Source organism: Mesorhizobium sp. M7A.F.Ca.CA.003.01.2.1 (assembly GCF_003998945.1).
Lineage (GTDB): Bacteria > Pseudomonadota > Alphaproteobacteria > Rhizobiales > Rhizobiaceae > Mesorhizobium > Mesorhizobium ciceri.
Genome location: NZ_RZRA01000082.1, coordinates 1 through 9,461 on the forward strand (window position 1 = coordinate 1; position 9,461 = coordinate 9,461).

The following is a 9,461-nucleotide window of genomic DNA, read 5'->3' on the forward strand; positions in this document are numbered from 1 at the left end:
GCCCATCGCATCGATGATCGTCGCCGCGCTGCCGCCATCAATGTCGCCTGCCTTGCCAATGCCTGATATGCGTCCATCGCTCACGACGATGGTGTCGGCGTCGATGATCGGTTGTGCGAGATCGCCGCTCAGCATGAGACCGATATTGCGGACGACGAGCGTGTTGGCAGACGACTGGAGGTCGGACGACATCGGTTCTCACTTTTGCTGTTATGGAAAAAAGGACTGGACGCGGCTTATTTGCCGCCGTCGCCATTCGTTGGGTCGTCGTCATTGATGCGCTGGAGCAGGCGAAGCAGCGTCGCCTGCTCAGCCGGGGAGAGCGGCGACAGGAACCGCCGCCCGACCTCGACGCTGCGTTCGAGCCGTTCCAGCGTATAGTCGGTCCCTTTGCTGGTCAGCGCGATCATCGTCAGGCGTTGGTCGGTTTCGGAGGCGCTGCGCGTGATCAGCCCGTGTTTGAGCAGTTTGCGCATGACGATGCTGATGGTCGACGGGTCCATCGCCGTCAGCCGGCCGAGATGGTTCTGCGAGACTTCGCCATGCTTGAGGATCGTGGCGAGCGCCGCGAATTGCGTTGGCGAAAGGTCTTCGCCGGCCATGACCTGCTGGAAGCGCAGTGTCGCGCGCTGATGCGCCCGGCGGATGACGTGCGCCGGGTGACGGTCCAGTTCATAGCCGGTCTCGGCGTATTGCTGCAGCACTTGCTCGCGGCTCGGGGGTGCATCGCCGCTCGGCGTTTTCGAGGTCGCGCCTTTTTCGGATTGCGGTTTCTTTTCAGTCGTCACACCGGACTCCTATCGCCGCTGTCTCGGATGTCGCCGGTTTGGAAAAGCTCAAGCCGCGACCTCCGCTGGTTGAAGCGACGTCCCGTCGCGGAGGGCTGCGACGACATCAGCCGAATCGCTGACCACGCCGAAATGGGTCGCTATGTCGTAGAGCGAGCTTTCCTGCTCGCGTGGTCCCGTTGCCGCGCAGCAATCGCTTGGCACCACCACCTCATAGCCCTGGAAAAAGGCATCATGGACGGTCGAGCGCACGCAGATGTTGGTGACCACGCCGAAAATGACCAACTGATCGACCTGCATGTCTTTCAGCGTCAGGTCCAGGTCGGTTTGAAAGAAGGCCGAGTAGCGCCGCTTGATGACATGGATCTCATCATCGCGGGCGCCGAGATCCTCGATGATCTCCGGCCCCCAGCTTCCATCCAGGCAATGCGGTGTGCGCTTCAGCCATTCGCGCTCTCGTCGCATGCCCGGTCGGTGGCTGTCATGGACCCAGATCACCGGCACGCCGGCGGCGCGCGCAGCCTCGATCACGGCCAGTTGCGGCGCGACCAGCGTCTCGTACCCAGGCAGGACCATGGCCCCGCCGGGCTTGCAGAACTCATTGACCATATCGATGACGATAATGGCCGCACGGCGTGGATCGAGGCGCACCGCATCATCGTGCCGATGTGAGGAAAAACTGTCCACGGACATGGCGAGCTCCTTTGACCGATCGTTGATGCTCATACAAAAAACCCTAGTGGATGCCAAGTCAATCCCGTTCGACGCAAAGCGTGCTGGTCGGCCTTGCGCACCGCGCTCCGACAAGCGTATGCGCTATTTGCCCATCGCGAAATGGCCTTGACAACGCTTGTCAGGCATGTGCTCGATTTGTATGACCATCAATGATATTCAAGCCGCTGAATTGCGGAGCCGAGGCCGAGATATGAAAACCATCGTCACCGGAGCCAGCGGCCTGCTTGGCCGCCATGTGGCCGAGGCTCTGGTTGCGGCCGGCCACGATGTGCTTGGTGTCGATGCCGTGGTGCCGGGTGAGGTCGCATGGCGCCACGCAACCGCCGATTTGACCGATCTGGGATCGACACTGCAGCTGGTGCGCGATTGCGATGCCGTTGTGCATGTCGCGGCCATTCCGCGGCCGACCGGCCGGGCCGGCGGCGAGGTGTTCAAGACCAACATCGCGACCGCCTACAATGTGGTCGAGGCAGCCGCCATGGCCGGCGCCAGGCGCTTCATCTATGCCTCATCCTTCAGCGTCTTCGGCTATCCCTTTTTCGAAAAACCTGTGCGACCGCCCTATCTGCCGGTCGACCTGGACCACCCGGTCGGCGCGCAGGACCCGTACGGCCTGTCGAAATGGCTGGGCGAGGAAATCGTCGACGCGGCGGTGCGCCGCGGCGCCTTTTCGGCGGTCAGTATCCGCATGCCGTGGATCCAGACGCCGGGTTCATTTTTCGAGGGCGTCGGGCCGCGCCGCGCCACGGCCGACAGTGCCCGCGACCTGTGGGCCTATCTCGACGCGCGCGACGCCGGGCAGGGCTTCCTGCGGGCGCTTGAATGGCAAGGCGACGGCCATCTGCGCGTCCTGCTCAGCGCCGCCGACACCTTCATGGAAGAGGAAACCGAAGCGCTCGTGCGCCGGGTCTATCCCGATGTCGCTCTATCGCGGCCGATCGCCGGCTTTGGCGCCGTGCTCGACACGGTCCATGCGCGCGAAACGATCGGCTTCGAACCACAATATTCATGGCGTTCCTATCCAAAGCCGGAGACCGGGGGATGAAACGATTCGACCAGAAGAAGATCCTTGTCACTGGCGGCGCCGGCGCGATCGGCGGCGCGGCGGTGCGGCGTTTCCTTGACGAAGGCGCGCGCGTCGCCATTGTCGATCGCAATGGCGCGGCGGCGCAGCAACTGGCTCGCTCACTGGGTGAAAACGCCATTGCCATCGAAGCCGACGTCACCGATGAAGCGGATGTGCGGCGCGCCGTCGAGGCGACCGTCGAGACGTTCGGCGGCCTCGACGTGGTGTTCAACAATGCCGGCATTTCCGGCGTCGTCGCTCCCGTTCACGACCTGCCGGTCGAGGACTGGGATACGACCATCCGTATCAATCTGCGCGGTATCTTCCTCGTCCTGCAGGCATCGCTTCGGGCGATGATCAAGGCGGGGACCGGTGGCTCGATCGTCAACATGGGCTCATCCATGGCCGGTTGGGACGTCCTTTCGGGCGGTGCCGGCTATGTCGCTTCCAAACACGGCGTGGTCGGCCTGACGCGGGTTGCGGCGCTCGATGCTGCGCCCTACGGCATACGCGTCAATGCCATTTGCCCCGGCGTGATCGAGACGACGCTTGGCGTGCCGGCTTCCGGTGACGGCGAATTCAAGAGCAGCGTCCAGCATTTCGCCGACCGCATTCCATTGCGCCGCATCGGCCAGCCGGACGATGTCGCGGCCGCCGTGGCTTTCCTGGCCTCGGACGAGGCGAGGCACGTCACGGGCGTGGATTGGCTGATCGACGGCGGCCAGACCTTGCAGAGCTGGGCCAACGCCCCTGATGGCGGTGCGTTTCCGAAATTTCGCTAAAGCTCAATTTCGCTGCTCGATTTGCTTGAGCATTGATCTGCAAGAATTCGGCAAACCAATTGTCGGATGCCGGCCGCTCCCGCTAAAGGCCAGGCCCCATTCGCGATCTACTTCACGCCGATGCCGGCGGTCAGGCCGCCATCGATCTTGTAGTCCGCGCCAGTGCAGAAGCCGGCCTTCGACGAACACAGGAAAGCGATAAGTTCGGCCACCTCCTCCGGCTCGCCGATGCGCCCGATGGGGTGCGCTTCGCCGAAGCGCTTGTAGGCGGCCTCGACATCGGCGTCCGTGCCGTTCTCGCCGCGGGCGGCCTTCTCCAGGATCGGGGTGCGGATCGAGCCGGGGCTGACGGAATTGACGCGGATGCCGGAGCGCGCATGGTCCAGGGCCAGGGCACGCGTCAGCGTGTGGATGGCGCCCTTGGTGGTGGCATAGGCGGCGACGTTTTGCTGGCAGGCAAAGCCCTGCACCGAAGCGACGTTGACGATGGCGCCGCCGCCCCTGCGGACCATTTCCGGGATGCCGAAATGCGCGGTCAGATAGATCGACCCGACATTGACCGCCATCGCCTTGTTCCAGGTCTCGAAATCGGTGCTGACGGCGGTTCCGTACGGATGCACCGCCGCCGAATTGACGACGATATCGAGGCCGCCGAACCGCTCCACGCCGGCCGCGACCGCGTCGCGAACCTGATCGGGCACGGAGACGTCGGCGCCTATGACCAGCGCCCCGGCTGCGGAGCTTTCCAGCTCCGCTTTCAGTAGAGCGTTGGCCGCGCGGTCGATGCCGCAGGCGATGATCGCAGCGCCCCCTGCAGCGAGGCGTCTGGCGGTTGCGAGGCCAATCCCGGTCGTCCCCGTCACCAAGGCAACCTTGCCGTCGAAATCCTTCATTGGGAAAACTCCTTCATTCGCTGTCCGAAACCGGTTCCTAGTTTGACACCCATTGTGGTCCAACAATAGGTTGCCATCCTCTCGCAGAAGGAAGCGGCAATGGAACAGTGCTGGCGCTGGTATGGACCAAACGACCCGGTAACGCTCGATCATGTCAGGCAGGCCGGTGCGACCGGCGTGGTGAGCGCCTTGCACGATATCTATGACGGGCGCGCCTGGCCGCTCGAGAGCATTCTGGAGCGCAAGCGTGTCATCGAGGCCGCCGGCCTGACATGGTCGGTGGTCGAGAGCATTCCGGTCCACAACTCCTTCAAGGTCGGCGCGCCGGAACGCGAGCGCTACGCCGGCTACTATCGCGACTCAATCCGCGCGCTCGCCAAGGCCGGCATTGCGACGGTCTGCTACAATTTCATGCCGGTGGTCGACTGGACCCGCACGGATCTCGCCTATCGGCTGCCGACGACGGGCTATGCGCTGCGTTTCGACGCCATCGATTTCGCAGCCTACGACCTGTTCGTGCTGAAGCGCGTCAATGCCGAAGCCGGCTATACCGCTGCCCGTATCGCCGAAGCGGAAGCGCGGCTGAAGGAATTGAGCAGCGAAGCGATCGACAGGATCGAACGCAACCTGATCGCCGGCCTGCCGGCGACCGAGCGCAGCTATGACAGGGACAGTTTTCGCGAGGCCCTGGCGGACTACGATGCGATCGGACCAAAGGAGCTGCGCCAAAACCTTGCCTGGTTCCTGCGCGAGATCATTCCGGTGGCCGAAGAGGAGGGGGTGCGCATGTGCATCCATCCCGACGACCCGCCCTTCTCGCTCTATGGCTTGCCACGCATCGTTTCGACAGCCGAGGATGCGCGTTTCATCCTTAACGCCGTCGACAGCCCCGCCAACGGCCTGACGTTCTGCACCGGCTCTTATGGCACGCGCGCCGACAATGACATCGTCGCCATGGTCAAGGAATTCGCCGACCGCATCCACTTTGTCCACCTCCGCAACATCACCATCGAGGATGACGGCTCGTTCTACGAAGCCGAGCATCTCGAAGGCGGCACCGACATGGCGCATGTTATCCTCGCTCTGATGCAGGAAGAGGCGCGCCGTCGCAGGGAAGGCCGTGCCGACTGGCGCATTCCGATGCGACCAGACCATGGCCATCTGCTTGCCGACGACATCGGCAAGACCAGGATCAACCCCGGCTATTCGCTGATCGGCCGGCTGAAGGGCCTCGCCGAGCTGCGCGGCATCATGCGCGCCATCGAGCGGTTCGAGCTGGCTTGAAGCCGTCTTGCCGGTCGGCTGGCGGGATTTACAGACGATCACGCGCGATTGCGCTTCCGCTGCGACTTATACGCTGTCGCACTGGAAAGTGCGGTCCACGAGAGGCATGGCGGGTAAAGCACTTGTCGGGAAATTATTTGCCGACAGGTCATAATATGCAGCGCTGACGTTCTTCCATCCGGCCCGGATTGGACTTCCTGTTGCTTTGATCGGCACGCCTTGCGTGTCACTTTGAGATGCATTCATGCTCGAAGCTCTTGCCGGTGGTCGCTTCTACTTCTCCTAAGCCAGGGCAGAGAAAAGAAGGAAGCTGAACATGCCCAGAATTGTGCCGGTGCTTGACCTGAGCCGCCTCGAACAAGGTGCGTCCGAGTATCGTACCTTTCTCCTGGACCTGCGTACGGCAGCCCGGGACGTTGGCTTCTTCTATCTCAGCGGCCACGGAATTTCCGCCCCGGAGATCGACGACGTGCTCGATGCCTCGCGACGGTTCTTCGCGTTGCCGGAGGCCGACAAGCTGGCCATCGAAATGGTCAAATCCCAGCAGTTTCGCGGCTACACCCGCGCCGGCGGCGAACTGACCAAGGGCGCGGCCGACTGGCGTGAGCAACTCGACATCGGCGTCGAGCGCCAGCCCATAGCGCAGGGACCTGGAATTGCACCGTGGACACGGCTGCAGGGGCCGAACCAGTGGCCGTCTGCACTGCCGGAGCTCAAGCCGGCACTGCTTGCATGGCAGGCCAAGGCGACCGCGGTGGCCATTCGGCTGCTGAAAGCCTTCGCACTATCGCTCGATCAGCCCGAGGACGCCTTCGACGCGATCTATCGGGACTCGCCCAACCATCGCATGAAGATCGTCCGTTATCCCGGCCGTGACGCGACCGAAGGCGACCAGGGCGTCGGCGCGCACAAGGATGGCGGTTTCCTCACCCTGCTGCTGCAGGACGACAACAAGGGCCTGCAGGTCGAATATGACGGAAGCTGGGTGAATGTGGATCCGCTCCCTGGAACGCTGGTCGTCAACATTGGCGAACTGCTCGAACTGGCATCGAATGGGTATTTGCGTGCCACCGTTCACCGCGTCGTGACGCCGCCTGCCGGCGTCGAGCGGATCTCCGTTCCCTTCTTCTTCAGTGCGCGGCTGGACGCGACCATACCGCTTCTGACCCTGCCCGAGGAATTGGCGGCCGAAGCGCGCGGGCCGGCAAGCGATCCGGACAATCCGTTGTTCCGCGATGTCGGCACCAATGTGCTCAAAAGCCGACTGCGTTCACATCCCGACGTGGCACGCCGCCACTATGCCGATCTTCTCCAGGCCGGAGCGGCGGGTTCGTGAACTCAGCTCTGCACGAATTTTTGCCGTTTCATATGTTTTTTGGAATGCCATTCGTCGCCAAGGCTTCGAGATAGGCGCAAAAAGGTAAAATCGTTTAGCGGTTTCCTCCCATTCCGCTGGACGGTGTTCCCCTCTGAAGGTTCAAACCTTCTTTTGGCCGGGCCGCATTCGAGCCCGGCCATTTTTTGTCCTGGTCCCGGACAGCGCAAAACCTATGCTGCAAAAGGCCGGTGTGGAGGAACAGGATATCTTCCCGAGTTGCGCGGACCGTCCGATCCTGAGTTTAGGATTCGAGCGCTAGTGCTCGACTGTATCGATCGGTCGAAACGACTTTCATGACACAAAAACAATTGCACCTCGGCGCCTTCATGCGCCCCGTCAGCCTGCATACCGGCGCCTGGCGCTATCCGGGCGCCTATGCCGACGCCAATTTCAATTTCGCGCATCTGAAGCGCTTCGCCCAGACCTTGGAGGCGGCGAAGTTCGACGCCTTCTTCATGGCCGACCATCTGGCCGTTCTCAACATGCCGATCGAGGCGCTGCGGCGCAGCCACACGGTCACCTCGTTCGAGCCGTTCACGCTTTTGTCGGCGCTCGCCGCCGTCACCGACCATATCGGGCTGGTCGCCACCGCATCGACGACGTTCGACGCGCCCTATCATGTTGCCCGCCGCTTCGCCTCGCTCGACCATATCAGCGGCGGACGCGCCGGCTGGAACATCGTCACCACGTCCAATCCGGATGCGGCGCTCAATTTCGGCCTCGACGAGCATGTCGAGCATGACGAGCGCTACCGGCGGGCCCGGGAATTCTACGATGTCGTCACCGGCCTGTGGGACAGCTTTGCCGACGATGCCTTCATCCGCGACGCCGAAAGCGGGTTCTATTTCGACCCGGCCAGGCTGCATGTGCTCGACCATAAGGGTGAGCATCTCTCGGTGCGCGGCCCACTCAACATCGCGCGGCCAATCCAGGGCTGGCCGGTCATCGTGCAGGCCGGCGCCTCGGAGGCAGGACGCCAACTGGCGGCGGAGACAGCGGAGGTCATTTTCGCCGCCCATGCCGATCTCGCGGCGGGGCAGCGCTTCTTCGCCGACGTCAAAGGCCGTGCGGAAAGGCTTGGCCGGTCGCGTGACGACATCAAGATCCTGCCCGGCGCCTTTGTCGTTGTCGGTGACAGCGTCGAGGACGCGCAGGCCAAGCGGGCGAAGCTCGACAGTCTCGTCTACTACGAGAGCGGCATCGCCTCGCTGTCGATCGCCATCGGACATGACGCGTCCGGTTTTGATCCCGACGCGCCCTTGCCCGAAATCCCCGAGACCAATGCCTCGAAGAGTGGCCGCGAGCGCGTCATCGAACTGGCACGCGAGGAGAACCTGACCGTCAGGCAGCTTGCGCAAAGGCTGGGCGGCTATTCCGGCCTTGCTTTTGTCGGCACGCCTGAAACAATCGCCGACGAGATGGAGGAATGGCTGATCGGCGAGGGTTCCGACGGGTTCAACATCATGTTTCCATACCTGCCCGCCGGGCTCGATGATTTTGCCGAGAAGGTGGTGCCGGAATTGCAAAGGCGAGGGATCTTCAGGCGGCAATATGAAGGGTCGACACTGCGCGAGAATCTCGGCCTGAAGCGTCCGCCCAACCGGTTTTTCGAGTAGAGCCTTCTTCGCAGGGAGATTTTCGATGTCGATCCAGTCCAACACCCGCATCGTGCTCGCGGCGCGGCCACAAGGCCGGCCAAAGCCGGATGATTTCCGCATCGAGACGGTTGATGTCGTCCAGCCGGGAGAGGGCGAACTGCTGCTGCAGATCCTCTATCTGTCGCTCGATCCCTATATGCGCGGGCGCATGAACGCTACGAAATCCTATGCCAGGCCCGTCGATGTCGACGGCGTGATGGAAGGCGGTACTGTTGCGCGCGTCGTGATCTCTCGCCACCCGGAATTTACCGAAGGGGATATCGTGTTGTCCCATTCCGGCTGGCAGAGTTTTGCCTTGTCCGACGGTGTGGGGCTGCGCAAGCTGGATCCCGCTGCGGCACCCATCACGACGGCGCTTGGCGTGCTCGGCATGCCGGGCTTCACGGCCTATGCCGGTCTGCTCACCATCGGGCAGCCGAAGCCTGGCGAGACGGTCGTCGTGGCGGCCGCCAGCGGCGCGGTCGGGTCGGCCGTTGGCCAGATCGCGCGCATCAAGGGCGCGCGTGCCGTCGGCATTGCCGGCGGTGCCGACAAGTGCGCCTTCGTGCGAGACGAACTCGGCTTCGATGCGGTCGTCGATCACCGTGCCGATGATTTTGCCGAGCAGTTGAAGGCAGCCTGCCCCGGTGGCATCGACATCTATTTCGAGAATGTCGGTGGTCCTGTCTGGGACGCGGTGTTTCCGCTGCTGAACGAATTTGCGCGTGTGCCGGTCTGCGGGCTGATCGCGCAGTACAACGTCATCGCGGATGCCGGCGTCGACCGCTTGCCGGTATTGATGCAGCAAGTGCTGCACCGCAGCCTGACGATCAGGGGGTTTATCCAGCGTGAATTTGTCGACCAGCGCCCGGCCTTCTATCGTGAGATGGCCGAATGG

The 9,461-nt window shown here is 63.0% G+C and carries 9 protein-coding genes and 1 pseudogene; 6 read left to right on the forward strand and 4 right to left on the reverse strand.

Annotated features, from left to right (window positions below):
- The 3 genes and pseudogenes from EN969_RS05860 to EN969_RS05870 form a co-directional block, all read right to left on the reverse strand.
- Window positions 1–192: pseudogene (locus EN969_RS05860) on the reverse strand (Enamidase); the annotation flags it as partial.
- A 44-nt stretch (window positions 193–236) separates the two neighbouring features.
- Window positions 237–788: a MarR family winged helix-turn-helix transcriptional regulator gene (locus tag EN969_RS05865; RefSeq protein WP_024502291.1), complete on the reverse strand. Its 552-nt coding sequence runs from the start codon at window positions 786–788 to the stop codon at window positions 237–239.
- A 48-nt stretch (window positions 789–836) separates the two neighbouring features.
- Window positions 837–1,481, reverse strand: a complete 645-nt coding sequence (locus EN969_RS05870) for an isochorismatase family cysteine hydrolase (protein ID WP_024502292.1) — start codon at window positions 1,479–1,481, stop codon at window positions 837–839.
- A 232-nt stretch (window positions 1,482–1,713) separates the two neighbouring features.
- On the opposite strand from EN969_RS05870, the gene EN969_RS05875 reads away from it, so the two are divergent.
- Window positions 1,714–2,568: an NAD(P)-dependent oxidoreductase gene (locus tag EN969_RS05875; protein WP_024502293.1), complete on the forward strand. Its 855-nt coding sequence runs from the start codon at window positions 1,714–1,716 to the stop codon at window positions 2,566–2,568.
- On the forward strand, window positions 2,565–3,371 hold the full coding sequence (locus EN969_RS05880) for an SDR family NAD(P)-dependent oxidoreductase (RefSeq protein WP_024502294.1): 807 nt from the start codon (window positions 2,565–2,567) through the stop codon (window positions 3,369–3,371). The genes EN969_RS05875 and EN969_RS05880 overlap by 4 nt, the downstream gene beginning before the upstream one ends.
- 107 nt (window positions 3,372–3,478) lie before the next feature.
- On the opposite strand, the gene EN969_RS05885 is transcribed toward EN969_RS05880, so the two are convergent.
- The gene (locus tag EN969_RS05885) at window positions 3,479–4,264 is read right to left on the reverse strand and encodes an SDR family oxidoreductase (RefSeq protein WP_063170106.1); all 786 of its coding nucleotides are present in this window, start codon (window positions 4,262–4,264) and stop codon (window positions 3,479–3,481) included.
- Between the two features lie 99 nt (window positions 4,265–4,363).
- Between EN969_RS05885 and uxuA the strand changes: the two genes are divergently transcribed.
- From uxuA to EN969_RS05905, 4 genes are all read left to right on the forward strand, one after another.
- A complete protein-coding gene (gene uxuA, locus EN969_RS05890; RefSeq protein ID WP_063170107.1) occupies window positions 4,364–5,548 on the forward strand; it encodes a mannonate dehydratase in 1,185 nt (394 codons plus the stop codon).
- A 316-nt stretch (window positions 5,549–5,864) separates the two neighbouring features.
- Window positions 5,865–6,884 carry an isopenicillin N synthase family oxygenase gene (locus EN969_RS05895; protein ID WP_013530313.1) on the forward strand — a complete coding sequence of 340 codons (1,020 nt, stop codon included), beginning with the start codon at window positions 5,865–5,867 and terminating at the stop codon, window positions 6,882–6,884.
- 335 nt (window positions 6,885–7,219) lie between these two features.
- Window positions 7,220–8,542 carry an LLM class flavin-dependent oxidoreductase gene (locus EN969_RS05900; protein WP_063170108.1) on the forward strand — a complete coding sequence of 441 codons (1,323 nt, stop codon included), beginning with the start codon at window positions 7,220–7,222 and terminating at the stop codon, window positions 8,540–8,542.
- 25 nt (window positions 8,543–8,567) lie between these two features.
- Window positions 8,568–9,461: zinc-binding dehydrogenase (locus tag EN969_RS05905; protein WP_127419021.1), on the forward strand; the 894-nt coding region annotated here is incomplete at its 3' end.

Coding starts and splice junctions, on each gene's coding strand:
- EN969_RS05870 (WP_024502292.1), bottom strand. CDS start 1,481: ATGTCCGTGGACAGTTTTTCCTCACATCGGCACGATGATGCGGTGCGC.
- EN969_RS05875 (WP_024502293.1), top strand. CDS start 1,714: ATGAAAACCATCGTCACCGGAGCCAGCGGCCTGCTTGGCCGCCATGTG.
- EN969_RS05880 (WP_024502294.1), top strand. CDS start 2,565: ATGAAACGATTCGACCAGAAGAAGATCCTTGTCACTGGCGGCGCCGGC.
- EN969_RS05885 (WP_063170106.1), bottom strand. CDS start 4,264: ATGAAGGATTTCGACGGCAAGGTTGCCTTGGTGACGGGGACGACCGGG.
- uxuA (WP_063170107.1), top strand. CDS start 4,364: ATGGAACAGTGCTGGCGCTGGTATGGACCAAACGACCCGGTAACGCTC.
- EN969_RS05895 (WP_013530313.1), top strand. CDS start 5,865: ATGCCCAGAATTGTGCCGGTGCTTGACCTGAGCCGCCTCGAACAAGGT.
- EN969_RS05900 (WP_063170108.1), top strand. CDS start 7,220: ATGACACAAAAACAATTGCACCTCGGCGCCTTCATGCGCCCCGTCAGC.